The sequence below is a fragment of the Microbacterium sp. EST19A genome, assembly GCF_019969685.1.
GTDB lineage: Bacteria > Actinomycetota > Actinomycetes > Actinomycetales > Microbacteriaceae > Microbacterium.
Genome location: NZ_JAHXYZ010000001.1, coordinates 685,926 through 710,308 on the forward strand (window position 1 = coordinate 685,926; position 24,383 = coordinate 710,308).

The window sequence follows — 24,383 nt, forward strand, 5'->3', positions numbered from 1 at the left end:
CCTCAGGCCGGGATGAGGCCGTCCGCGGCGAGGTTCTCCCAGAGCTCCTCCGGGATCGGCAGGGCCGCGTACTCGGCGTTCTGTCGCAGCTGCTCCGGCCTGCTCCCACCCACGACGACCGAGCGCACGCCCGACGCCTGCAGCGGGAACTGGACCGCGGCGGCGGGCAGCGGCACCCCGTGGTCCGCACAGATCGCGGCGATGCGCACCAGCTTCTCCCACAGCTCGTCCGGCAGCTCTCCGTACTCGTAGCGGCCGTCACGGCGGGGCTCGTTCGTCGCGAGCAGTCCCGAGTTGAAGACGGATGCCGCGACGATCCCCGTCCCGGTCTCGACGCACGCCGGCAGCACATCGACGGCGGCGGGCTGTTCGAGCAGCGTGTAGCGTCCGGCCACCATGATCAGGTCGAGGTCGGCGCTGCGGACGGCGGCGGCCAGAGCATCCGACACCATCGAGCCGATGCCGATCGCCGTGACCTCGCCGTCGGCGCGCAGCTGCTCGAGGGCGGGGAAGCCCTCGGCGAGCGCGAGGTCGAGGTCGTGCCGCTCCGGGTCGTGCAGATACAGCAGATCGATCCGCTCGATGCCGAGGCGTTCGCGCGATTCGTCGAGGCTCGCGCGGGTGCCCTCTGCCGAGAAGTCCCACACCCGCTGCAGGTCGTCGGGCACGTGGAAGGCGTTCGCCGTGTCGAGGCCGCCGGCGAACGCAGGATTCGGGCGCAGCAGCCGGCCGGCCTTCGTCGACAGCACGTACTCGTCTCGCGGCTTGGTCTGCAGGAACGCTCCGAGCCGGCGCTCCGACAGACCGAGCCCGTAGTGCGGAGCCGTGTCGTAGTAGCGGATGCCGGTCTCCCACGCCGCGTCGAGCACGGCCCAGGCCTCGTCATCGGAGAGCGCGCGGAACAGGTTGCCGACGTTCGCCGCCCCGTAGCCCAGAGCCGGTACGGCCAGGCGGTCAGGCGACGACATGTGCGCCGGTCCACGTGTAGGTCGCGATGCTGTCGGCCTTCATCTCCATGCCGGCGCCTGGCTCCGTCGGCGGCATGTACGAGCCGCCCTGGATGTCGGTCGGCACGACGAAGTGCTCGTGCAGGTGGTCGACGAACTCGATCATCCGACCCTCGCGCGTGCCGGTGACGGCGACGAAGTCGAACATCGAGAGGTGCTGCACGGCCTCGCACAGGCCGACACCGCCGGCGTGCGGGCAGACGGGCACGCCGAACTTCGCGGCCAGCAGCAGGTTGGCGATGTTCTCGTTCACGCCCGCGACGCGCACGGCGTCGATCTGCATCACCGAGATCGCCTCGGCCTGCAACAGCTGCTTGAAGATGACGCGGTTCTGCGCGTGCTCTCCGGTCGCGACGCGGATGGGCGCCACGCCCCGGGCGATCTCGGCGTGACCGAGCACGTCGTCGGGGCTGGTCGGCTCCTCGATCCAGGCGGGGTGGAACTCGGCCAGCGCGTTCACCCACTCGATGGCCTCCGACACCTCCCAGCGCTGATTGGCGTCGATCGCGATCGGGAAGTCGGGTCCGCACACCTCGCGCGCCTTGCGGAAGCGGCGGACGTCGTCTTCGAGGTCGGCGCCGACCTTGAGCTTGATCTGCGTGAAGCCGTCGGCCATGGCCTCGCGGGCGAGGCGCTCGAGCTTCTCGTCGGAGTAGCCGAGCCAGCCGGGGCTCGTGGTGTACCCGGGGTACCCGGTGGCGAGCAGCTGCTGCTCGCGCTCGGCACGACCGGGCACGGCGGCACGCAGGATCTCGAGGGCATCCTCCGGGGTGAGGGCGTTGGTGAGGTACCGGAAGTCGACGAGGTCGACGAGCTCCTCCGGCGTCATCCGCGCCAGCAGCTGCCAGAGCGGCAGCCCCGCGCGCTTCGCCTTGATGTCCCACAGCGCGTTGATGACGGCGCCGATGGCCATGTGCATCACGCCCTTCTCGGGGCCGAGCCAGCGCAGCTGCGAGTCGCCGATGATGTCGCGGAACGTTCCGCCCATGTCGTCGAGCAGCGGTTCGAGCTCACGTCCGACGAGGTGGCCGGCGAGCGCGTCGATCCCGGCGACCTGCACGTCGTTGCCCCGGCCGATCGTGAACACGAAGGCGTGGCCCTCGATGTCGTCGTCGGCATCCGTCCGCACGACGACGTACGCCGCGGAGTAGTCGGGGTCGGGGTTCATCGCGTCCGAACCGTCGAGGCTGAGCGACGTCGGGAAGCGGATGTCGGTGGTGTCGAGGGCGACGATGCGGCTCACGGGGATTCCTCTCCATGCGCGAGGTGTCTTCTTCGCGCGGATCTCTTGGAGTGTAAACATCGGATGTCTATACTGTCAACGAGACAGGCCGCGCCGAAGCGGCCATCCGACTGATCAGGAGAATCATGAAGTTCGCGCGGCTGGGCACCCCAGGAACCGAGATCCCCGTCCTCGTGGAGGGCGACCGCTATCTCGACCTCCGCTCCGTGACATCCGATGTGAACGGGGATTTCCTCGCCGACGACTTCGCCGCTCGCGTGTCCGCAGCGCGCGACGCCGGTGAGCTTCCGGAGCTGACGGATGCCGCCGCTCTCCGCATCGGCGCCCCGATCGCCCGTCCGAGCGCCGTGATCTGCGTCGGCATGAACTACGCCGCGCACGCGGCGGAATCGGGGTCGCAGCCGCCGACCATCCCGATCATCTTCCTGAAGACCCCGAACACGGTGGTCGGCCCGAATGACGCGGTCACCATCCCCCGCGGCAGCGAGAAGACCGACTGGGAGGTCGAGCTCGGCATCGTGATCGGCGCCCGCGCCTCGTACCTCGACTCCCCCGAGGAGTCGATGGCGCACGTGGCAGGCTTCGTGGTCGCCAACGACGTCTCCGAGCGCGCGTTCCAGATCGAGGTGTCGGGCGGGCAGTGGTCGAAGGGCAAGATCGCTCCCGGTTTCAACCCCACCGGCCCGTGGCTGGTCACGCCCGACGAGGTCGACCATCGCTCCCTCGGCCTGCGCAGCTTCGTGAACGGCGAGCCGCGACAGGACTCGAACACGAGCGACATGATCTTCTCGGTCGAGCACATCGTGCACCACCTGTCCCAGTACGTGGCCCTCGAGCCCGGTGACCTCATCCTCACCGGCACCCCGCAGGGCGTCGCGCTCTCGGGCAACTTCCCCTATCTCGCGGCGGGCGACGTCGTCGAGGTCGAGATCGACGGCCTCGGCCGACAGCGTCAGGAGTTCGTGGCATGGGAGGCGAAGAAGTGACCGGGGCACTCGGCGGGCTCGTCGCGATCGTCACCGGAGGAGCATCCGGGATCGGCGCGGCGATCGCGCAGCGCCTGCATGCGGACGGCGCGCAGATCGCCGTGCTCGACCGCGACACCTCCGGAGCGGATGCGTCCTTCGCGGCGTTCACGGCCGACGTGTCGGACCGTGCCAGCGTCGACGCCGCCGTCGCCGCTGTGGCCGAGCAGTTCGGCCGCATCGACATCGTCGTCAACAACGCCGGCATCGGTGCGACCGGCGACGTCTCCGCGAACGACGACGACGAGTGGGCGCGCGTGCTCTCCATCAACGTCACCGGCATCGCCCGCGTGACATCGGCGGCACTGCCCTGGTTGCGGAAGTCGCCGTCGGCTTCGATCTGCAACACGGCATCCATCGCCTCGACGACCGGCCTGCAGCAGCGCGCCCTCTACACCGCGTCGAAGGGCGCCGTGTCGGCCCTCACCCGCGCCATGGCCGCCGACCACCTGCGCGAGGGCATCCGCGTGAACGCCGTCAACCCCGGCACGGCCGACACCCCGTGGGTCGGACGGCTGCTCGACGCGGCATCCGACCCCGCAGCGGAGCGCGCCGCCCTCGAGGCCCGCCAGCCGCACGGGCGCTTGGTCAGTCCCGACGAGGTCGCCGCCGCCGTCGCCTACCTGGTCAGCCCCGCCGCGGGTTCGACGACGGGCACCTCCATCGAGGTCGACGGCGGGATGGCGCAGCTCCGCGTGCGAGCGGAGTAGCCCGCGGCAGCATCCGGTCAGGCGTTCCGGTCGCAGTTTCTGCCGGGTCCGACGGCTCCGGTCGCAGTGTCTGTCGTCTCGCGGCATGCGGGGCGACACGAACTGCGACCGGAGCCCGGATGTTGCCGAGCCTGTGGAAAGCCGCAGCGGCACCGGCGGCGAACCTGCCATCGTGGCGCGATGACGCGACCTCGCCCCCTACCCGCTCACCTCGGTGCGCGCTTCACGGTGAAACAGGCTCTGGATGCCGGCCTCGACGCGGGTCGTATGCGGCGAGCAGACCTCGCGTCGCCCTTCCGCGGAGTACGAGTCAGGATGCGCCCAGACGCCGACCGTTCCGATCTCGACCCGTTCGAGCGGCAGCGCGTCGAGCGGAAGATCCGGGCCTATGAGTACGCACCTCGTCTGCGCCCTGACCAGTTCCTGAGTCATGAGAGCGCCGTCGCTCTGTGGGGAGGGCCGCTGCCGCTGGCGTTGATCGACGGGAAGCCGGCCGACGGGCGCACCCTCGCCGTGCACGTCACGACTCTCGGCACCGGACCGATGGTGCGTGCTGTCGGCGTGCACGCGCACCGGGATCGGAGTACTACGGCGCGACTGGCGCGCCCGCCCGGACTGACTTTGGCCGCTCCGGAGACGACATTCGTCAGCCTCGGACACTGGAGCGTGATCGACCTCGTCGCGCTCGGCGATTACTTCTGTCGCGCCTGGCGCACCGGCTACGGTCGCTCGGACGCCGGCAAGCGACCGTATTCGACGATCGAACGATTGCGGGAGGCCGTCGGATCAACCCGGCGTCTCGGAGCATCTCGCCTGCGCGAGGCGCTTGAGCTCGTCCGAGAGGACTCCTGGTCGGCGCGCGAATCGCAATTGCGGTGCCGAATCGTGTGGGCGGGCCTCCCCGAACCCGAACTCAATCCGGACATCTACACCGACGACGGGCGGTTCCTCGCCTGCACCGATCTCGCGTATCCCGAATGGAAGGTGGCCATCGAGTACCAGAGCACGTTGCACGCAGGCCGCTATGCGCAGGATGTCGAGCGCATCGCCGCTCTGCGCGCCGCCGGTTGGACGGTCATCGAGGTGACCAGCGCGCTGTTCGCCCGGCCGGACGAGTTGATCCGCCGGATCCGCGATGCTCTCGCCGCCTCGCGGTCGGCGCGTTGACCGTTCTGCGTCGTTCCGGTCGCACTTTCTGTCGCCATTTCGTCGCGGAGGCGGCAGTAACTGCGACCGGAACGGATGCCGACGGCAGCAACTGCGACCGGAACCGATCCTCGAGCCGCCCCGCCGCTATTCGCCGCGGAGCCAGCCCCGGATGCCGCGGCGCGGGGTGTCGGCGGCATCCTCGCGTGCGCCGCCCGTGCCGTAGAAGCGCTCGGCGTTCGCCCAGAGGATCGCATCGACGTCGTGTCCGCGGGCCTCGGCCCAGGCGACGATGACGTCGAGCCAGCGAGTGCGTGCGGTCGGCTGGTACGTGGCCGAGCCGTCCGCGGGAGCGTGCGGATCACCCTCCTCCGCGGGACCGATCACCGAGACCGGCCAGTCGCTCCCCCACATCAGCCGCTCCACACCGAACGCGTCGGCAGCGACGTCGAGGAACGGCTCGAGCTGCTCCCGGCTCCAGTTTCCCGCGGCCTCCGCGGGCAGCCCGGACAGCTTGCAGAAGACCTGCGGATGCCGCGCCAGCTCGTCGAGGTCCCGCACCCATTCGACCGACGGCGTGCGCGGCGCATCCGCCGTGCCGACCTCGGGCTTGCCGAGGTGGTCGAGCACCATGCGCAGGTCGGGAATGGCTCCGGCGAGGCGGGCGATGTCCGGCAGCTGGGGCGCGCGGACGCAGGCGTCGAAGGTCCATCCACGAGCGGCGACCTCGCGCGCTCCCGTCACGAAGGCCGTCGACACGGCGAGCCCGTCCTCCTCGTTCTGCAGGTTGTGCCGCACCCCGACGACGAGCGGATGGGCGGCGAGCTCATCGAGGTGCGTGGTCGTGTCGACTCCACGGTCGAGGCGCACACCCGCCACGATCGCGCGCACGCCGACCCTCTCGGCCAGACCCTCGACCCAGCGCACCTCGTCGAGGAAGCGATCCTCCACGGTCTCTGCCTGCACGAAGACGGCCTTCTCCTCCGTGACACCGACGAGCCGGTCGCGCTCCACCTCGGTCTCGGCGAACCGGGCGTCATACGGCCCCTCGAGCCAGGTGTAGTCGAGAAGATCCGGATCCCACAGGTGCAGATGTGAATCGATGACGCGCATGCGTCCATCCTGCCTCAGACATCCGATCAATCGCTAGGATGACGCCATGGCTGTCACGGACGAGGCGATCGAGAAGATCAAGGCGATGATCGTGTCGGGCGAGCTGTCGCCCGGCGATCGGCTCCCTCCCGAGAAGGAGCTGTCCGACCGGCTCGGCCTCTCCCGCAACTCGATGCGCGAGGCCGTCAAGGCGCTCGAGGTCATCCGCGTGCTCGATGTGCGGCGCGGCGACGGCACCTACGTCACGAGTCTGGAGCCGCATCTCCTGCTCGAGGCGATCTCCTTCGTCGTCGACATGCACGACGACGACTCGATGCTCGAGATCTTCGCGGTGCGACGGATGCTGGAATCGCAGGCGACCGGCCTCGCCGCGACCCTCGGGACCGACGAGGCGATCACCGAGCTGGTCGCCGAGGTCGACGGGATCGACGCCTCGGTCACGATCGAGGAGCTCGTGGAGCACGACATCCGCTTCCATCGCGACATCGTCCGGATGGCGGGGAACGCGTACCTGGCGAGCCTGATCGAGCACCTCAGCAGTCAGACCGTGCGGGCGCGCGTCTGGCGTGGGCTCACCGAGGGCGGAGCCGTGGAGCGCACCCTGTCGGAGCACCGGGCGATCGCCGAGGCCATCGCCCGGCACGACTCGGCCCTGGCGACCTCGCTGACCACGGCCCACATCGCCGGCGTCGAGCACTGGCTGCGTCAAGCGGCATCCGCCTGAGCGGGTCCCGTCAGAGCCGTCAGGCCCCGAGGCGCCCCATGGCCGCGTCGAACTCGGCGGCGGAACTGTCGCTCACGTCGTGCGTCAGCATCCGCTCGATCACGTCGGGAGCGGCGGTGAAGTAGGGCACGCCCAGCATCCGCAGCCCGATGATGTCCTCCGGCGAGCGCAGGGATGCCGCGAGCACGTTGGTGCCGCTGCCGGCGCAGACGTCCTGCATCCGTGCGATCACGTCTTCCGCACCCGGGCCGGAGAAGCCCGTCACGGCGGCGGCATCCCGCATCCGTCCGAGGTACGGCGCGATGTACTGCACGCCGATACTGGCGCTCGCGAGCGCCTGCGCCACCGAGTAGACGGCCGTGACGAGCACCGTGGCGCCATCGCGCACGAGAGCGGATGCCGCCGCGAAGCCCTCGGGCGTCGCCGGCACCTTGACGGCCACCCGGTCGCCCAGCGCGCGGATGCCCTCGGCGTTGCGCAGGAAGGACGCGGCGTCGCCGCCCCAGGTCTGGAAGAAGATCTCCTGCGCACCCTCGTCGACCCAGCGCGTGTAGAGGTCGGGGATCTCGGCGGCGGTCCGGCCGCCGCGCTCGAGGATGGTCGGATTCGTCGTCACGCCGTGCACGATTCCCCCGACGAGAAGTCGTGAGACGCGGTCGACATCGGCGCTGTCGACGTACAGGCGGGGTGCGATCGCAGTCATCGGATCTCCAGGTGGGAACCTGTCGTTACAGGTTCGGGTTCGGCTAATGTAATGACAGCCGCAGACGTCTGTCAAAGAGGACCAGGAGCCCCATGACCACCGCACAGCCCGGAGATCGCTCCGGCGTCGTCATCGTCGGCAGTGTCACCGCCGATGTGACCACCTTCTCACGGCGCCTGCCCGCTCGGGGCGAGACGATCCTCGGCGACGAGTTCACGCTGATGCTCGGAGGCAAGGGCGCCAACCAGGCGGTCGCGTCCGGTCGCTCGGGCGCGCCCACGAGTTTCGTCGGCTGCGTCGGCGACGACCTGTTCCACGACCTCGTCGTCGACGGTCTCAGCGAGGCCGGTGTCGACCTCACGCATCTGCGCACGGTCCCCGGCCCCACCGGCATCGCGCACATCCGCGTCGATGCCTCCGCGCAGAACGACATCGTGATGGTGCCGCTCGCGAACGCCGCGCTGAGCACCGAGCAGATCGACGCCGCCCTGGGTGCGCTCGCGCCGACGGCATCCGTCCTGCTCACGCAGCTCGAGACGCCGTCCGCCCTCACCGCGTACATCACCGCCCGGGGGCGCGAGCACGACATGACCGTGATCCTCGACCCGGCTCCCGCGGCCGAGCTCCCGCCGGAGATCTGGCAGAGCGTCGACATCGTCACGCCGAACGAGACCGAGGCCACGCTGATCAGCGGCATCGAGGTGACGGATGCCGCGTCTGCGGAGCTCGCCGGTCTCTGGTTCCTCCGGCAGGGCGTCGGCGCCGCGGTCATCACGCTCGCGGGGCAGGGGTCCTGTGTCGTGACCGGTGAGGGTGCGACGATCGTCCCGCCCTTCCCCGTCGAGGCGGTCGACACCACGGCCGCCGGCGACGCCTACGCCGGATACCTCGGCGCCGCCCTCGCGAGCGGCAGCACGCTGACCGAGGCCGTGCGCCTCGCGACGGCGGCCGGAGCCCTGACCGTGACCAAGCAGGGCGCGTCGCCGAGCCTGCCGCACCGTGCCGATGTCGATGCCTTCCTGGCTCAACGGGAAGCCGAACGGGAATCGGCGCCCGCCGCCAACTGAGGAGAAACATGCGCAAGTCAGCGACCACGATCAACCCCGCTCTCTCCCGTGTGATCAGTGAGACCGGGCACACCGACCTGCTCGTCGTCACCGACGCGGGGCTGCCGATCCCGACCGGCTCCGAGCGCATCGACCTCGCGTATCGCCCCGGGGCGCCGGCGTTCCTCGACGTGCTCGACACCGTGCTCGCCGAGCTCGTGGTCGAGGGCGCGACGGTCTCGGCCGAGGTCGCCGAGAAGAGTCCCGAGGTGCTCGACGCCCTGCGCGAGCGTTTCGCCGGCATGGGCTTCGAGATCGAGCTCGTGCCGCATGTCGAGTTCAAGAAGCTCACGCAGGGTGCGCGCGCGTTCGTGCGCTCCGGCGAGTTCACGCCCTATGCGAACGTCATCCTGCACGCGGGGGTCGCGTACTGACATGAGCGTCACCAGCCCCGACACGATCGATCGGCACTCCGCCGCCCCGATGTACGACCAGCTGCGCCAGCTGATCATCGAGGGCATCGCACGCGACGGACTGCAGCCCGGCGACCCGCTTCCGGGCGAGCACCGCCTGTGCGAGCGCTACGGCATCTCCCGCACGGTCGTGCGGCAGGCCCTCGCGCAACTCGAGCACGAGGGACTCGTCGAACGGGTCAAGGGCAAGGGCACCTTCGTCTCGCGGCCGCGCACCAGTGAGAGTCTCGTGCACACGCTCGTCGGTCTATACGACGACGTCGAGCGGCGCGGCGGACACGTGCACAGCGACGTGCTGCGCCACGAGCGGACGACCGCCGACGAGGAGATCGCGCTCGCTCTGGAGCTGCCCGTCGGCTCGCCCGTCGTCGCACTCGAGCGACTTCGTCACGTGGACGGCGAGCCCTGGTCGCTCTCGACGACATGGATGCCGGATGCCGTCGGCGCCGTCACCCTCGGCGCCGACCTGACCGAGGCGTCGCTGTACCGCCTCCTCGCCGACAGCGGCGTCGTCGCGACGCACGGCGTGCGGTCGGCGGAGGCCACGGTCGCGACGCACGAGCAGGCCCAGCTCCTCGGCGTCAGCGCGGGTTCGGCCCTGCTGCGTCTGCGCAGTGTGAGCCGCAGCGCCGACGGAACGCCGATGGAGTACTTCATCGCGTACCACCGCGGTGATCGTTCGCGCTTCGAGTTCCAGTTGCAGCAGGAGCAGTCGCAGGCATCTCTCCTGCACGTCGACGGAGACGGCGGCGCTTCTCCCGCCGGAACGGTCGGCTGAAGAGGGTCTGACGCCTTCCGCGCGCCGGGTGTACCGTCGCCGCATGGTCACCGACGATCCCACCCTCACGAACCCGGATCACTACCGCACACTCTGGGAGAACGAGCACGTCCGCGTGCTCGAGTACACCGACGAACCCGGCGATCGGACCACGCCGCACGACCATCCCAACAGTGTGATGGTCACCCTCAGCGACTTCTCCCGCCGCCTCAGCGCCGGCGAGCGCACGTTCGACACCGCGCTCACCACCGGCCAGGCGGTCTGGCTGCCCGCGCAGCGGCACTTCGGCGAGAACACCGGGACCACGCCGACGCACACGATCCTCATCGAGCTGAAGGGGGATGCCGCGGGCGAGCCGTCTTCCGGAGCTCTGGGGCCCGAGCGTCCCGGGCCGGCCTGACTCACTTCTCCTGCACGTCGACGGTGAGTGCGGCGCTTCTCCCCCGGCCGCGGACGGCCGAGCAGTTCTGCCCGCGCCGTCGACGACGGAACCGACTACCTTTCGGAGAGGGGCATCCGGTCGGTGCCGTCGACCCAGGGGGAGAACGATGACAGACGAGCAGTCGGGTGCAGAGCCGGACCACGTCATTCCCCCTCCGCCTGTGGACGCGGGCGGTCGGCCTCCGAGCTTCCCGCCCGTCGTGCCGCTCGCGCCGCCGGTGAGTGCACCCGCTCCTCCCGCACCGGCCGCGGGGGCCCTGCCGCCGTATGCGGCGGCGACGCCTCCGGCTCCGCGCGCGGGCGGCTACCCGGCATCCGTTCCCGCCGCCGCGTACCCGGCGCCTGCCCCGGCGAAGTCCTCGAACACCCTCGGCGTCGTGCTGGCCGTGGTCGGCGGTCTCGTCATCTTCGCGGTCGTGGGTGTCGTGGTGCTCGTCGGTCTCCTCGTTCGAGGACCGGAAGAGGCCTCCCCGCCCGCGCCGGGGCCGAGTCCGAGCGCGTTCGCCGAAGACCCGGATGCGCCCGCCGACGAGCAGCCGTCCGACGGCGATGAGCCGGCCGATCCCGAGACCGACCCGTCGGGGATCGCGGAGCGGCTCGAGGCGAAGATCGACGAGTACAAGCGGCTGCGCGACTCCGGTGCGCTCTGGCAGACCATCCCCGACAACGAGTACAACCGCACCGCCGTCTCGGCGTACCTGTATCTGATGACCGATATGAAGGTCGCCACGATCTGGGGCATCGATGCCGAGCAGGCGCAGGAGTACGACGAGCGGATGACGATGTTGGAAGAGAAGCTCCTCGCGCAGGAGCCGCTCGGCGACGACATAAAGCTCACCCTCGAAGACAAGGTCTTCACCTACGACGGCGAGACCGGCGAAGGAGGCTACACCGACAAGTGACCGGGCGCGTTACGCTCGATCGGTGACCACCTGGACCAGCACCGCGATCGCTCTGCTGGAAGCCGACGCCAATCGCAGCGCCGACACGCACCTGCACCTGTTCCCGCTTCCGCCCGAGTGGGGCATCGACCTGTACCTGAAGGACGAGTCGGTGCACCCGACCGGATCCCTCAAGCACCGGCTCGCCCGCTCGCTCCTGCTCTACGGTCTCGTCAACGGCCGCATCCACGAAGACACCACGCTCGTCGAGTCGTCCAGCGGGTCGACCGCGGTGTCAGAGGCGTACTTCGCGCGAATGCTGGGACTGCCCTTCGTCACCGTCGTGCCGCGGTCCACCAGCCAGGAGAAGATCGACCTCATCGAGTTCTACGGCGGTCGTTGCCACTTCGTCGACCGCGCCGAGGACATGTCGCCCGAGGCGCAGCGCCTCGCGTCGGACTGCCACGGGCACTACCTCGACCAGTTCACGTTCGCCGAGCGCGCGACCGACTGGCGCGGCAACAACAACATCGCCGAGAGCGTGTTCAGCCAGCTCGCGCAGGAGCGGCATCCGATCCCCCGCTGGATCGTCGTCGGAGCAGGCACCGGCGGCACGAGTGCGACCTTCGGTCGCTACGTGAAGTACCGCCGCCACGAGACGCAGATCGCGGTCGTCGATCCGGAGGGCTCGGCGTTCTACGACGGCTGGGCCGGCACGGTCGACGCCCCGGCGGGACGGCCGAGCCGCATCGAGGGCATCGGACGGCCGCGCGTCGAAGCGTCGTTCGTGCCGAGCGTGATCGACGAGATGATCTGCGTGCCGGATGCCGGCTCCATCGCCGCGATCCGGATGTTGCGCGCCCGCACCCTGCACTGGGCGGGCGGCTCGACGGGCACGAACCTCTACGGCGCGTTCCAGCTCATCGCCCGCATGCGCGCCGCCGGCGAGACCGGCAGCGTCGTGACACTGATCTGCGACAGCGGCATCCGCTACGCCGGCACCTACTACTCCGACGAGTGGGTCGCCGCGCAGGGCTGGGACCTCGCTCCGCACCGTGCACGGCTGGAGTCGTTCCTCGAGACGGGCGTCTGGGGCGAGTAGCCCCGCGCTCTCGGGTCCCTGTGCCCGAGACCGAGAGCGCATCTGCCGCGATTTGAACGTGAGTGGGTCGAGCGAGATAAGGATGCGGTTGACCCAACCGTCCAGCCAGAAACCTATTCCGGAAGCGGGAGTTGCAAGGGGCCTGATGACGGCGCTCTGCGACCAAGTGTGCGGCTGTCGAGACGATGCATCGTCGGCTCATTCTGCATCCATCACGAAAATCGTGCATTGCATCGCGACGTATCCCAGAATGTTGTCATGTCACTGACGTCATCTCCCGCCGACTCCCTTCCGCAGACAGAAGTCGGCCAGGCGCTCGGCGTCCGGCTGGAATACCTGATCACTCAGACTCAGGAATTCATTCATATGACCGGATACGAGGCACGAAAAGACCGCGTGAAGATCGAAGGCGTGCCGATCAAATCGGCCCTTGGAGATCGAGCGGACTACCACGTCGACGTGCGCGGGGCGCTCACCAATCCAATATGGTCGGAGCAACTACGTGACATCATCAGTCGAGCCCGCAGCCTGCTTGACAATGTTATGTGGGAGGCCGTCGCTGGCGAGGATAAGAGCCGCTACAGCAACCAGGAACGCAAGGCAATCTATTTCCCGATCGCCCATACCGCCGGAGACTGGGCAGCGTTCGAGCGCACGAAGCACGCGCAGCAGCTTTCCGCCGCGGCGCGTGCAGACTTCCGTTCCGTCCAACCGTTCGTCACCGGCGCACCTGTTGTCGCCTGGCTAAACAAGACAAACAACCGCGACAAGCACCGATACCCTCTTCGAATCGCCACGCTCCCCGACAGGTTGTTCGCCATGGTGTTCGCGGAGCAGGTCGCAGCGATCCCGGGTGAGGACGCACCTGGGATCCGATGGGCCCCCATCGTTCCGATCGTTGACGGCGCTCACCTTGTGACCTGCTCTGCACCGGTGACTGTAGGACAACTGGAGCCCGTGGAGTTGCCTGTCGCGCTCTGCATCGAGATCGAAGGCGATTGGATCGACCTGCAGGTATTCCTCCAAGACGTCGTCGAGTTCGCTGCCCGTGCGACGGCGGTTTTACTCGGGGGGAGTACTGCATGGGCGGACGAACACAGACAGCGCTTCGACGCCGAGCGAGCGCAGATGCTCGACTTCCAGCGGGCTATCGCCCGCAACGACATGAAGGCCGAGCAACGGTGGCGAAACTCAGGCCCCGGAGCCCTCGGCTACTTCCCCCAGAGCTGACAACCCGCACTGGAGCGAACTCTTCCACGGTCCGTGACCTAGGCTCAAGCATTGGCGGCGCTACTCAGAGCTCTGCGATGGTCGATCTCTGCTGTCGCGCGCGACGAAGCTGATCGCCGTGCATGGATCAGCGCCGCTGCCGTAGATGGATTACTGGCGATTCGGAAACGCCTCTACGCTGGCCGCATGACTACTCTGATCCTCACCGTCGCGGGTGCAGACCGTCCCGGCCTTGTCGCCGCTGTCGCCGATGTCGTCGATGCGCACGGCGGCAACTGGGAGAACAGCTCCCTTGCAGAGCTCGCCGGCACGTTCGCCGGCGTAATCGAGGTGTCCGTCGCCGAGGACCGCGCGCCCGAACTGCAGACCGCCCTGCGAAGCCTGCAGGGTCAGGGCCTGCTGACCCTCGCGGTGCTCACCGGCACGGCCGAAGTCGATCCCGAGTACGAGCACCTGCTCACGATCCAGGTGCTCGGCAACGACCGGCACGGCATCGTCCGCGAGATCTCGACGGTGCTGAGCGCGCACGCGCTGAGCATCGAAGAGCTGGCCACCGAGACCCGGGATGCCGCGATGGCCGGCGGACGGCTGTTCGAGGCGTCCGTGACAGCGCGGGTTCCGGCGACGGTCGATCTCGACGTACTGCGCGCCGACCTCGAACGGATCGCCAGCGAGATCCAGGTCGACATCACCCTCGCCTGACCGCACTCTGCCGAGCCACCCCCTTCTGCGCGAACCGGCCCTCTGCGAACGCACGCAAGCGGCCGGTTCGCCCGTGAGGGGGCCGGTCGGCGCGGACTAGTCCTCGACCTCGGTGTACTTCCGCACCCAGTACTCCGTGTACGCGACGTGCGCGGATGCCGCGGCCGAGGCCGCGACGGGATCGGCATCCGCGAGCCCGCGCAGGATCGCCCGGTGCCCGGCATCGGAGTGCAGCTTGAGCTCCGCCGCGTCGTGCACATCGTGGATCCGGTAGGCGCGCGACCGCGATCGGAGCACATCGATCAGGCTGGTGAGAGCGTCGTTGCCGGCGACCTTCGAGATCGTCATGTGGAACTCGTGGTCGAGCCGTGAGTGATCCTCGAAGTCGTCGCTCTCCTCGATCTCGCCGAGGAGCACGTCGAGCTTCTCGACCGTCTCGGCATCGATGCGCGCCGCGGCGAGCGCAGCAGCGTGCGGTTCGAGCACGCGGCGCAGCTCGGTGAGTTCGAGCACACCCGCCATCGGAAGCAGACCGACGGTGAGCGACAAGCTCCCGATCAGGTCGGCGGCGCGCAGTTCGCTGACGTAACTGCCGGACCCGTGTCGCGTCTCGAGGACGCCGAGAGCGCCGAGCGTGCGGATGGCCTCGCGCAGCGATCCACGAGAGACGCCGAGCCGTTCGCACAGCTCGCCCTCGCTGGGCAGTCGGTCCCCCGGCCGCAGCGCACCGTCGGCGATGAGCGCCCGCAGCCCGTGCAGCGCCTTGTCCAACGCGCTCATCGTGTTCCTCTCTGGCACCCGGATCTCCTGTGAGTCTGTCGGACGCGGACCAAGCGACCAACTCGTATGACGACTTTATTAAATTGTCGGTGATTTCTGGCGATCTAGCGAGTGCTGTGGCAAAGTTGTGCAACAACTCCCCCCGACGTGTTGATGAGGATCCATGCAGGCCACCGGTTTTCCCGCTCCGCTCCGACTGAGGTCGTTCGACCGCGCGCGGGATGCCTGGCCGCTGGATCCGGCCATCATCCACCTCAACCACGGCTCCTTCGGCGCCGTGCCCTCGGCCGTCGTCGCGCAGCAGGACGCGCTCCGCCGCCAGGCCGACCTCAGCCCGGTCGAGTGGTTCCCCCGCATCGCCGAGCGGGTCCGCGCGGCCCGTGAGCTGACCGCCCCGTTCGTGGGCGCACGCCCCGAAGACAGCGCCTTCGTGCCGAACGCCTCCGCCGCGGCCACCGTGGTCTACAACGCCCTCCGCCTGGAGCACGGCGACGAGATCCTCGTCACCGACCAGGGCTACGGCGCCATCACGATGGGGGCGCAGCGCCTCGCGCGTCGCTTCGGCGCGACCGTGCGGGTCGTCGAACTCCCCCTGCTGGGCTCCGACGACGAGATCGTCGAGCTCTTCTCCGACGCCCTCACCCCGCGCACGAAGCTCATCGTGATCGACCAGATCACCTCCCCCACGGCCCGCGTGCTGCCCACCCGACGCATCGCCGAGCTCGCCGCCGAGCGGGGAGTGCGCACGCTCGTCGACGGCGCGCACGCACCCGGCCTCATCCCGGATGCGGCGGCGGCAGCGGGCGGCGACTGGTGGTTCGGCAACCTGCACAAGTGGCCCTGCGCTCCGCGGGGCTCGGCCCTGCTCGTCACCGAGACCCACGATCGCGAGGAGCTCTGGCCCCTCATCGACTCCTGGGCCGCGAACGAGCCGTTCCCGACCCGCTTCGACACGCAGGGCACGATCGACGCGACGACCTACCTCGCCACCCCTGCCGCGATCGACTTCATCGAGAGCGAGTACGGCTGGCAGCGCGCCCGCGAGACGATGGCCGTGATGGCGGATGCCGGCGCCGAGATCATCGCGGAAGGATTCCGCCCCTTCGCCGACGAGGACCCGCTCACCCCGCTGCCCTCCCCCGTGCCGTCGATGCGGCTCGTCCGACTCCCGCTCGGCCTCGGCTCCACCCGCGAGGAGGCCGATGCCCTGCGCATGGAGCTGCTCGACGAGACCGGCGTCGAGACGGCGTTCACCAGCTTCCGCGGCATCGGCTACTTCCGCCTGTCGGCGCACCTCTACTCGGAGGCCTCCGACTTCGAAGCATTCGTCGAGCGCTGCATCCCGCAGATCCTCCGGCGCGCCGGCATCCGCCCGACGTCGTCCGTCACCATCTCCTGATCCGCACCCCACCCGAAACCCGCACCCCACCCACCCGAAACACCAACTGAGAGGCACATCGTGAAGAACAAGATCTTGACGACAGCAGCAGGCATCGGCACCGTCGCCGTTCTCGCGCTCACCGGCTGCTCCGCCGGAGCCGGCCCGTCCGCCGACGGCACCGTCACCCTGCAGATGGTCGAGAGTCTGACCAACCCGGCCCGCACCGAGCTCATCCGCGGCCTCCTCGACGAGTTCGAGAAGGAGAACCCGAAGATCAAGGTCAACCTGGTCTCGCCGCCGACCGAGCAGGCCGACGCGAAGATCCAGCAGATGCTGCAGTCCGGCAAGGGCGTCGACCTCCTCGAGGTGCGCGACATCACTGTCGGTCCGTTCGCCAACAACGGCTGGCTGTACGACCTGGGTGACGACCTCGAGGGCTGGGACGGCTGGGACGCCCTGACCGACAACGCCAAGTCCGCATCGGTCGCCGAGGACGGCAAGAGCTACTTCGTCCCCTACGGCTTCTACGGCCTGTCGCTCTTCTACCGCACCGACCTCGTGGCCGACGCGGGCTTCGACGGTCCGCCGAAGAGCTGGGAAGAGCTGCTCGAGCAGGCATCCGCCATCCAGGACCCCTCGAACAACATCTACGGCTACGCCTTCCGCGGCGGCCCGAACGCGAACAGCAACGTCGTCGCGGCGATCGAGGCGTACACGATCGACGACCTGAACGTCGACGACGCGTTCCTCATGAAGGACGGCACGACGATCTTCGCCGCCCCCGAGGCGCAGGATGCCGTCGACGACTACTTCGACCTGTTCAAGGAAGCCTCTCCGCCCTCGGCCGTGTCGTGGGGCTACCCCGAGATGGTCGCCGGCTTCACGAACGGCACCACGGCGTTCCTGCTGCAGGACCCCGAGGTCATCGCGACCGTGCAGGACTCCTCGCTGACCGAGGACCAGTGGGACACCGCTCCCCTGCTCACGGGCCCCTCGGGCAAGGCTGCACAGCCGCTCGCCGTCGCCGGATGGGGCGTCGCCGAGGCCAGCGAGAACAAGGAGGCGGCGGTGAAGCTCGTCGAGTTCCTCTCGTCGGCCGAACCCGCCACAGAGTTCGCGCAGGCGAACAGCCTCGTGCCGATCATCACCGAAGCGGCAGATGACGACTTCTACTCGACCGGGCCCTGGACGAGCTACGTCACCATGACGGAAGACCCGGAGACCTACGTCAACGTGCGCCAGCCGCGCGGTGTCAGCTGGTGGACCGAGTGGATCCAGAAGTCCGACCAGGACGTGCAGAACGTGCTGCTCGGCAACATGTCGACGAGCGACCTGCTGGCCTCCTGGGACCAGTTCTGGACCGAGAAGTACGCCGCGGAGAAGGGCTGACCCGTGGCCCTCTCCGCTCGTGAGGGAGGTTCCGTCGGCATCGCGTCGAAGCGCGCTGCCGGCGGGGCCTCCCCCGGCCCTCGCCGCCGGCAGTTCCGCGGCCGACATGCGCTGACGCTCCTGGCCTTCATGGCCCCGGCGATCGTCTTCGTGTGCTGGTTCACGTACTGGCCGATGCTGCAGGGCGCCCGCATGGCCTTCCACGACTGGAACCTGTGGGACCTGACCTCGACCCCGTTCGTCGGCTTCGACAACTTCGTCGCCGTGTTCCAGGACCCCGCATTCCCCGTCGTGGCGGGGAACTCGATCCTCTGGGTGGTCGGCTCGCTCGTGCCGCAGCTCGTGATCGGCTTCCTCATCGCGCTCGCGCTGCGCAAGCGGTTCCGCTTCCGCGGGCTCTACCAGGCGCTGGTGTTCTTCCCGTGGGCGGTCTCCGGCTTCCTCATCGGGATGCTGTTCCGCTGGATGTTCAACGCCGAGTTCGGCGTGGTCAACGACCTGCTCATGAAGGCCGGACTCATCGACGCCCCGCTGCCCTGGCTGGCCGATCCGAAGCTCGCGATGTTCGCCGTCATCGTGGCCAACATCTGGTACGGCGTGACGTTCTTCGCGATCATGATCCTCGCCGCCCTCCAATCCGTCCCGGACGAGATGCTGGAGGCCGCGAGCCTCGACGGCGCCGGCAAGGTGCGGCAGCTGTTCTCGATCATCATCCCGTACATCTCGGTGACGCTGCTGCTGACGATCCTGCTGCGCGTGATCTGGATCTTCAACTTCCCCGACATCATCTACGCGATGACCAACGGCGGGCCCGCGAACCAGACCCACATCATCACGACCTGGATGATCAACTACACCCAGCAGGGCAACTACGGCCTGGCGAGCGCGATCGGCCTCATCGTCATGGCGTTCCTGTTCGTGTTCTGCGCGTTCTACCTGATGGCGATGCGGAAGGCCCAGCGATGACCGTCACTGCGACCACCATGACCGAGACCCGTCGCCTCACCGTGCCGGACCCCTCGAAGGCCCCTCGACCGAAGCGCCGGGTGACCGTCGGCGGCGTGGTGCGGGTCGTCGGCCTCGGGCTCTGGCTCGTGATCACGCTGTTCCCGCTGTACTGGATCGCGCTCACCTCGTTCAAGTCGCCGGGCACGATCAACCGGTTCCCGATCGAGTACTGGCCCAGCGAACCGTCGCTCGAGAACTACGTGAAGCTGTTCCAGCAGAGCCAGTTCGCGGTGTTCCTCGGCAACTCGGCGCTCGTCGCGATCGTCGCAGGAGCCGTGGCGACGCTGATCGCCCTGCTCAGCGCGTACGTGATCGCGCGGTTCGAGTTCCGCGGCAAGGGCGCGGTGCTGATCGCGTTCCTGCTGACGCAGATGATCCCGGCGTTCATCGCCCTCGGACCGCTGTACTCGATGATGACCGACCTCGGGCTCGTCGACACGAAGCCGGGCCTGATCCTCGTCTACATCGCGATCTGCATCCCGTTCTCCACGGTGATGCTGCGCGGCTTCTTCGAGAACGTGCCCGACGCGCTGGAGGAGGCGGCGATGATCGACGGATGCTCCCGCCTCGGCGCCCTGTTCCGCGTGCTGGTCCCCGTCATGACGCCGGGCATCATCGCGGCGTTCATCTTCAACTTCGTGAACTGCTGGAACGAGCTGTTCCTGTCGGTCGTGCTGATGAACACCGACGCGAACCGCACGGTCCCCTCGGCGCTGAACGGCTTCATCTCGACGTTCAACATCGACTGGGGCTCGATGAGCGCCGCAGCGGTCCTGACGATCCTGCCGACCATGGCGATGTTCGCGCTCGCGAGCCGCTGGATCGTGCAGGGCCTGACGGCCGGCGCGGTGAAGGAGTAGCTTCTCCGCCGAGACCCCCTGTCATCGCCGAGACCCCCGCCTGCGAACGTCTGCAGGCGGGGGTCTCGGCGCGAAACCGGGGTTTCAGCGACAGAGCGCGAGGCTCAGGTCAGGCGCGACTTCGGCGAGACCGAGTACGTGGCCTCGGCGTCGCGGTTGACCGTGTCGCCCAGCGCCGCGTCGATCGCAGCGAGCGTGTCGGCGTCGAGCTTCACGCCCGAGGCCTTGACGGTCTCGGCAAGCTGCTCCGGACGCGATGCCCCGACCAGGGCAGCGGCGACGTTCGGGTTCTGCAGCACCCACGCGATCGCGAGCTGCGGCATCGACAGCCCCGCCTCGTCGGCGATCGGCTTGAGCTTCTGCACTGCCGTCAGGATGTCGTCCTGCAGGAAGCTCTTGATGAAGTCGGCGCCGCTGTGCGGGTCGGTCGCGCGGGAGCCCTCCGGCACCGGCTGACCGGGCAGGTACTTGCCGCTCAGCACGCCCTGCGCCATCGGTGACCAGACGATCTGCGAGATTCCGAGCTCTTCGGATGCCGGCACGACCTTGCCCTCGATGACGCGCCACAGCATCGAGTACTGCGGCTGGTTCGAGATGAGCTGCACACCGAGCTCCCTGGCGAGCGCGTGTCCGTCCTGCAGCTGCTCGGCCGTCCACTCCGAGACGCCGATGTACAGCGCCTTGCCCTGGCGGACGACGTCGGCGAACGCCTGGAACGTCTCCTCGAGCGGGGTCTCGTAGTCGAAGCGGTGCGCCTGATAGAGGTCGACGTAGTCCGTGCCGAGGCGCTTCAGCGAGCCGTTGATCGACTCGAAGATGTGCTTGCGGCTGAGGCCGGTGTCGTTCGGGCCCTTCGGACCGGTCGGGAAGTAGACCTTCGTGAAGATCTCGAGTCCCTCGCGGCGCTGCCCTTCGAGCGCCTTGCCGAGCACGACCTCGGCAGCCGTGTTGGCGTAGGTGTCGGCCGTGTCGAAAGTGGTGATGCCGGCGTCGAGGGCTGCGTGGACCGTCTTGACGGCGGCGTCGTCGCCGACCTGGGATGCGTGGGTGACCCAGTTGCCGTAGGTGATCTCCGAGACCTTGAGGCCGCTGTTTCCGAGATAGCGATAGTTGACCATGATTCCACGCTACTGCCGTCTGATATGCGAGGGCCGAGATTCCGTGACCGGTCTCAGATCGCGCTTCTAGGAAGCGCGTCCGAGAGTCTCCCGATACTCGCGCCACGCCTCGCCCAGCCGGCGGATGCCCTCGGTGAGCACGTCATCCGGGGCCGTGAACGGGATGCGGATGTGGTCGTCGGCTGAGACGGATGCCGCGAACGCAGCGCTGCCCGCGATCGAGACGCCGTGCATGGCGGCGGTCCGCGCCAGCGCGTCCGCTGACCCGGCGGGCAGGGCGACCCAGAGGGACAGACCTCCTCGCGGAGGATCGACCTCCCAGTCCGGCAGATGCTCGGCCATGAGAACCTGCAGAAGCCGGAGGCGCTCCTGGTGGATGCGGCTGTTCTCGCGCCGCAGCTCCTCGGCATGCACGATGAGGTCGAGCGCGATCAGCTGCCCCGGCACGCTCGTCGACTGGTCGGCCAGCTGCCGCGCGCCACGGAGGCGTCGCACCAGCACGGGGTCGGCGCGCAGCCACCCGATCCGCAGCCCCGCCCATGCCCACTTCGACACGGACTCGACGACGATGATCGGGGCGTCGGGTCGCTCGGCCGCGAGCGTGGGCGGCACGACGCCGTCGAAGGAGATGCCGGAGACGACGCGGTCTTCGATCATCGGCACCCCGTACAGAGCGGCGAGCTCTGCGACGCGGTGACGGGCGGCGGCGGGCAGGCGCGTGCCCGTCGGGTTCTGGTGATGGGGGTTGAGAGCGACGAGCGCGGGTCGCAGCCGCGCGAGCGCCTGTTCGAGCGCATCGACGTCCAGTCCATCCGGGCCCATCGGGATGCCGTGCACGATCCCGCCACGCAGACCGACGGTGTCGGTGACGCCGGGCCAGGTGATCTCCTCGGCCAGCACCACATCACCGGGGCCGACCAGCGCGTTCACGACGAGACTGATCGCCTGCTGCGCGCCGTGCGTGACGAGGATCTGCTCGGGCGTGGTCGGCGTGCCCTCCGCCCGGTACATGTCCGCGATCAGCTCACGCAGCACCGGGAGGCCGGCAGGATCGGTTTCCGGCAGCAGTGCGAGGTCGAGCCGCGGCTGGTGGTCGCGGATGAGCCGCACCGCGAGATCGGGGATCTGCGGCACGGTGCGCAGCAGATCGATCGCGTTGGGCAGTGCCGAGAACAGCGCCTCACCCCGGCCCGGCCGCTGCATGGGGGTGACGGATGCCGCGGCGCCGGCGATACGCGTCCCGCTCCCCTGCCGTCGCTCGACGAGTCCGCTGTCGGCGAGGTCGGCGTAGGCGGCGACGACGGTGCCCCGAGAGACGGATCCGGCTGCCGCGAGCGCCCGCTCGGGGGGAAGGCGGTCGCCCGGTCGCAGTTCCCCGGTCGCGACGAGCGCCTCGATCCCGCGGGCGAGACGGCGCGCCAGCGTGCCGTCGCCGTGGGTCCAGCGTCCGAGCCGGGCGGCGAGGGCATCCGACGACACATCGCCGGAGTGGACCAATGTCGGTGAGGTGACCGATCTCTGGTCCAGTGGCCCGCTATTGGCCCTGTTCATCGTCCCCATAGCATCCGATTCTGGACCAATGACTCAGCCATTCACCACCCTCGATGATGTTCTTGCGCCAATCCTCCCTGATTGGACCATTCGTGACCTCCTCGAATGGCTCAGTGACGACACTCGCCTGACTGACGAGGCACTGCGCGATCCGCTGATGATCATCGACGCGGCGCTGACGAGGTCGCGCTGGACGCACGAGCCGTCGTCGGTCGCTCTGACCCGCTCGATCGCGTCGACGGTTCAGGCGTCTCCCCGGCTGAGGAACATGCGGCTCGACGATCTGCTCGATGTTCGAATCACGCAAATGGTCGCTGAACCGGTGGCTGAGCGACCAGTTGCGCGATTCGAAGGGAGGCCGCAGCCTCAGGTCGCCTGAACCGGTGCCGGCGCGGCCGCTGCCGGAGCGGCCGGTGGGGTGGGCTGCGCCGCGGCCGGCACGGGCGTCGTCACGATCTCTGCCCTGTCGCGGAAGCCCTCCGCCGTGACCCGGTCGAGAGCGACCTGCTTGCGGATCGCCGCGGCCTTCTCATAGAGGTTCGGGTCGCCGTAGCTCGTGAGCACCTTCACCAGCACCGGCAGCAGCTCGATCATGAAGAACAGCGCCGCGATGAGGATGTGCGCCCACAGGATCGTCGGCTCCTTCTCGCTGAGCCGGTTGAGTCCGCTGATCTGGCTGAGCAGCCCGACGGCTCCCGCGTTGCCCTGCGCCACGGCATCCGCCCGCGCGTTGTAGGCGGCGAGTGCCTGGTCGTAGGTGTCACGTGCACCGGGCAGCTGCGACTGCGCCTGCTCGCGGTTCTGCGACTCCGACGTCGAGGTGTTCTCCTTCGCGGCCGTGCCTGCGGCGGCGAGCTCCTCGTTCGCAGTGCGCAGCTGGGCGGCCAGGGCGTCGTACGTCTGCTGCGCCTCGGCGAGCTGGGCCTCGGCGGCATCCGAACTCGCGCCCTCGCCGTTCACACCCGTACAGCCGGGAACCGTGCCGGCACCCTCACCGGTCAGCTCGCACTGGTAGAGCGTGCGCGCCTGGTCGATGACCGCCTGCTGCGCGGTCATCTTGGCGGTGAGGTCGTCGACCGTCGCCTGGGCGGCGGACTCGGTCGCAGACGACGAGTCCGTTCCCGCCACGATGCCGGTCGCGGCCTGGTTCTCGAGCTCGGCGACCCGAGCGGATGCCGCATCGAGGGCGATCTTCTCGGGACCGGTCTCGAGCGCCTCCTGATCGGACTGCGACTGCGTGATGTTGGTCGAGGCGACCTCGCGGGCGATGTCGTTGTGGAAGATCTGCAGCACCAGCGGCTCGGCGACGACGAATCCGATGATCGCGGCCATGATCACTCGCGGGATCGCGAGGCCGATGAGCTTCCAGACGTTCCGGGTCGACGTCATGGTCGACGTGAGAAACCGGTCGAGGTTGAAGATGATGAGCGCCCACACCAGAGCGAGCGGTACGGCCAGCCAGATCGCGGCCTGCACACCGGTGGTCAGCGCGAACAGCATCGAGATCGCCGAGACCAGCGCGGTGCCGGCGAGCACGAAGAACATCTGCACGAAGCGGGGGGTCTCACCGGGTACGCGGTCGAGGATCTCGCCTTCCGCGCCCCCGAGGATCGCGAGGGCCCTGGCGCGCGATCCGGGAGTCCGCGGGCGACGGGGCTTGCGCACGCGCGGCTGCCGCGGCGTCTTCGGCTCGCGCGGCTCCGTGGGCCGCTGCTCGTCTCGAGGGCTCGGTTCCGACGGCTCTGCGGGCGCGGTCACGGGCACGTCGCGCGTCGCGTCGTCGACGCCGGTGGGCTCGAACTCGCGCAGGAAGTCGAGGTCATCCGTGTCGGCGTTCGGGTCGCCGTCGAGGATGATCCGACCCTGCGAGTCGAAGCGACCCGGTCGGTGGGCGGAATAGGGCATTCCGACAATCTACGAAAGGTCGCCTGTGCATCGGTTGGAAGAGTGCTTTGAACCGCTCTCAGGTTCG

At 68.8% G+C, this 24,383-nt stretch carries 26 protein-coding genes; 17 read left to right on the forward strand and 9 right to left on the reverse strand.

The annotated features are described in order from the left end of the window. Positions 1–2 precede the first annotated feature (2 nt). A complete protein-coding gene (locus LC452_RS03430) occupies positions 3–968 on the reverse strand; it encodes an aldo/keto reductase (protein WP_223622622.1) in 966 nt (321 codons plus the stop codon). Then, complete coding sequence (locus tag LC452_RS03435; RefSeq protein WP_223622623.1) at positions 955–2,250, reverse strand: L-fuconate dehydratase; 1,296 nt, start codon at positions 2,248–2,250, stop codon at positions 955–957. The genes LC452_RS03430 and LC452_RS03435 overlap by 14 nt, the downstream gene beginning before the upstream one ends. Positions 2,251–2,375: 125 nt before the next feature. Here LC452_RS03435 and LC452_RS03440 point away from each other — a divergent pair, with 125 nt between their 5' ends. Together LC452_RS03440 and LC452_RS03445 are read left to right on the forward strand one after the other, a co-directional pair. Further along, positions 2,376–3,236, forward strand: coding sequence for a fumarylacetoacetate hydrolase family protein (locus LC452_RS03440; protein WP_223622624.1), 861 nt, complete (start codon positions 2,376–2,378; stop codon positions 3,234–3,236). Continuing rightward, positions 3,218–3,985: an SDR family NAD(P)-dependent oxidoreductase gene (locus tag LC452_RS03445; protein WP_223622625.1), complete on the forward strand. Its 768-nt coding sequence runs from the start codon at positions 3,218–3,220 to the stop codon at positions 3,983–3,985. Before LC452_RS03440 ends, LC452_RS03445 begins: the two co-directional genes overlap by 19 nt. 198 nt (positions 3,986–4,183) lie before the next feature. On the opposite strand, the gene LC452_RS03450 is transcribed toward LC452_RS03445, so the two are convergent. Beyond that, positions 4,184–4,417 (reverse strand): hypothetical protein, encoded by a 234-nt coding sequence (locus LC452_RS03450; protein WP_223622626.1) that lies wholly within the window; start codon positions 4,415–4,417, stop codon positions 4,184–4,186. A 234-nt stretch (positions 4,418–4,651) separates the two neighbouring features. Between LC452_RS03450 and LC452_RS03455 the strand changes: the two genes are divergently transcribed. Beyond that, a complete protein-coding gene (locus LC452_RS03455; RefSeq protein ID WP_223622627.1) occupies positions 4,652–5,152 on the forward strand; it encodes a hypothetical protein in 501 nt (166 codons plus the stop codon). A gap of 126 nt (positions 5,153–5,278) precedes the next feature. Here the strand turns inward: LC452_RS03455 and LC452_RS03460 are convergent, their stop codons facing one another. Next, positions 5,279–6,244, reverse strand: a complete 966-nt coding sequence (locus LC452_RS03460; RefSeq protein ID WP_223622628.1) for an amidohydrolase — start codon at positions 6,242–6,244, stop codon at positions 5,279–5,281. Between the two features lie 46 nt (positions 6,245–6,290). Between LC452_RS03460 and LC452_RS03465 the strand changes: the two genes are divergently transcribed. Beyond that, positions 6,291–6,968, forward strand: coding sequence for a FadR/GntR family transcriptional regulator (locus tag LC452_RS03465; RefSeq protein ID WP_223622629.1), 678 nt, complete (start codon positions 6,291–6,293; stop codon positions 6,966–6,968). A 19-nt stretch (positions 6,969–6,987) separates the two neighbouring features. Here the strand turns inward: LC452_RS03465 and LC452_RS03470 are convergent, their stop codons facing one another. Further along, entirely contained in the window at positions 6,988–7,671 is a 684-nt protein-coding gene (locus tag LC452_RS03470; RefSeq protein WP_223622630.1) for a transaldolase family protein, read from the reverse strand. 92 nt (positions 7,672–7,763) lie between these two features. Between LC452_RS03470 and LC452_RS03475 the strand changes: the two genes are divergently transcribed. The 8 genes from LC452_RS03475 to LC452_RS03510 all read left to right on the forward strand — a co-directional run bounded on the left by LC452_RS03475 (position 7,764) and on the right by LC452_RS03510 (position 14,324). Further along, on the forward strand, positions 7,764–8,738 hold the full coding sequence (locus LC452_RS03475) for a ribokinase (RefSeq protein ID WP_223622631.1): 975 nt from the start codon (positions 7,764–7,766) through the stop codon (positions 8,736–8,738). Between the two features lie 8 nt (positions 8,739–8,746). Next, entirely contained in the window at positions 8,747–9,151 is a 405-nt protein-coding gene (rbsD, locus tag LC452_RS03480) for a D-ribose pyranase (RefSeq protein WP_136054298.1), read from the forward strand. Position 9,152: 1 nt separating this feature from the next. After that, positions 9,153–9,968, forward strand: coding sequence for a GntR family transcriptional regulator (locus LC452_RS03485; RefSeq protein WP_223622632.1), 816 nt, complete (start codon positions 9,153–9,155; stop codon positions 9,966–9,968). A gap of 43 nt (positions 9,969–10,011) precedes the next feature. Beyond that, positions 10,012–10,368 carry a cupin domain-containing protein gene (locus LC452_RS03490; RefSeq protein ID WP_223622633.1) on the forward strand — a complete coding sequence of 119 codons (357 nt, stop codon included), beginning with the start codon at positions 10,012–10,014 and terminating at the stop codon, positions 10,366–10,368. 148 nt (positions 10,369–10,516) lie between these two features. Further along, the gene (locus LC452_RS03495) at positions 10,517–11,311 is read left to right on the forward strand and encodes a hypothetical protein (protein WP_223622634.1); all 795 of its coding nucleotides are present in this window, start codon (positions 10,517–10,519) and stop codon (positions 11,309–11,311) included. Between the two features lie 22 nt (positions 11,312–11,333). Further along, entirely contained in the window at positions 11,334–12,392 is a 1,059-nt protein-coding gene (locus LC452_RS03500) for a PLP-dependent cysteine synthase family protein (RefSeq protein ID WP_223622635.1), read from the forward strand. 258 nt (positions 12,393–12,650) lie between these two features. Beyond that, positions 12,651–13,622: a hypothetical protein gene (locus tag LC452_RS03505; RefSeq protein WP_223622636.1), complete on the forward strand. Its 972-nt coding sequence runs from the start codon at positions 12,651–12,653 to the stop codon at positions 13,620–13,622. Positions 13,623–13,808: 186 nt separating this feature from the next. Beyond that, on the forward strand, positions 13,809–14,324 hold the full coding sequence (locus LC452_RS03510; protein ID WP_223622637.1) for a glycine cleavage system protein R: 516 nt from the start codon (positions 13,809–13,811) through the stop codon (positions 14,322–14,324). A 96-nt stretch (positions 14,325–14,420) separates the two neighbouring features. Here the strand turns inward: LC452_RS03510 and LC452_RS03515 are convergent, their stop codons facing one another. Further along, on the reverse strand, positions 14,421–15,104 hold the full coding sequence (locus LC452_RS03515; RefSeq protein WP_223622638.1) for a FadR/GntR family transcriptional regulator: 684 nt from the start codon (positions 15,102–15,104) through the stop codon (positions 14,421–14,423). 163 nt (positions 15,105–15,267) lie between these two features. Between LC452_RS03515 and LC452_RS03520 the strand changes: the two genes are divergently transcribed. The 4 genes from LC452_RS03520 to LC452_RS03535 are packed head-to-tail and all read left to right on the forward strand — an operon-like array spanning position 15,268 to position 19,742. Then, positions 15,268–16,503, forward strand: a complete 1,236-nt coding sequence (locus LC452_RS03520; RefSeq protein WP_223622639.1) for an aminotransferase class V-fold PLP-dependent enzyme — start codon at positions 15,268–15,270, stop codon at positions 16,501–16,503. A gap of 60 nt (positions 16,504–16,563) precedes the next feature. Next, positions 16,564–17,874, forward strand: a complete 1,311-nt coding sequence (locus LC452_RS03525) for a sugar ABC transporter substrate-binding protein (RefSeq protein ID WP_223622640.1) — start codon at positions 16,564–16,566, stop codon at positions 17,872–17,874. 3 nt (positions 17,875–17,877) lie between these two features. After that, positions 17,878–18,840 (forward strand): carbohydrate ABC transporter permease, encoded by a 963-nt coding sequence (locus LC452_RS03530; protein WP_223622641.1) that lies wholly within the window; start codon positions 17,878–17,880, stop codon positions 18,838–18,840. Further along, positions 18,837–19,742, forward strand: a complete 906-nt coding sequence (locus LC452_RS03535; protein ID WP_223622642.1) for a carbohydrate ABC transporter permease — start codon at positions 18,837–18,839, stop codon at positions 19,740–19,742. The genes LC452_RS03530 and LC452_RS03535 overlap by 4 nt, the downstream gene beginning before the upstream one ends. Before the next feature lie 104 nt (positions 19,743–19,846). Here the strand turns inward: LC452_RS03535 and LC452_RS03540 are convergent, their stop codons facing one another. Next, a complete protein-coding gene (locus LC452_RS03540) occupies positions 19,847–20,860 on the reverse strand; it encodes an aldo/keto reductase family protein (protein WP_223622643.1) in 1,014 nt (337 codons plus the stop codon). A gap of 66 nt (positions 20,861–20,926) precedes the next feature. After that, on the reverse strand, positions 20,927–22,339 hold the full coding sequence (locus LC452_RS03545) for a PLP-dependent aminotransferase family protein (RefSeq protein WP_223622644.1): 1,413 nt from the start codon (positions 22,337–22,339) through the stop codon (positions 20,927–20,929). 100 nt (positions 22,340–22,439) lie between these two features. Here LC452_RS03545 and LC452_RS03550 point away from each other — a divergent pair, with 100 nt between their 5' ends. Further along, positions 22,440–22,790, forward strand: coding sequence for a hypothetical protein (locus LC452_RS03550; RefSeq protein WP_223622645.1), 351 nt, complete (start codon positions 22,440–22,442; stop codon positions 22,788–22,790). Here LC452_RS03550 and LC452_RS03555 read toward each other — a convergent pair. After that, entirely contained in the window at positions 22,778–24,316 is a 1,539-nt protein-coding gene (locus LC452_RS03555; RefSeq protein WP_223622646.1) for a DUF4407 domain-containing protein, read from the reverse strand. The genes LC452_RS03550 and LC452_RS03555 overlap by 13 nt on opposite strands. Positions 24,317–24,383 lie beyond the last annotated feature (67 nt).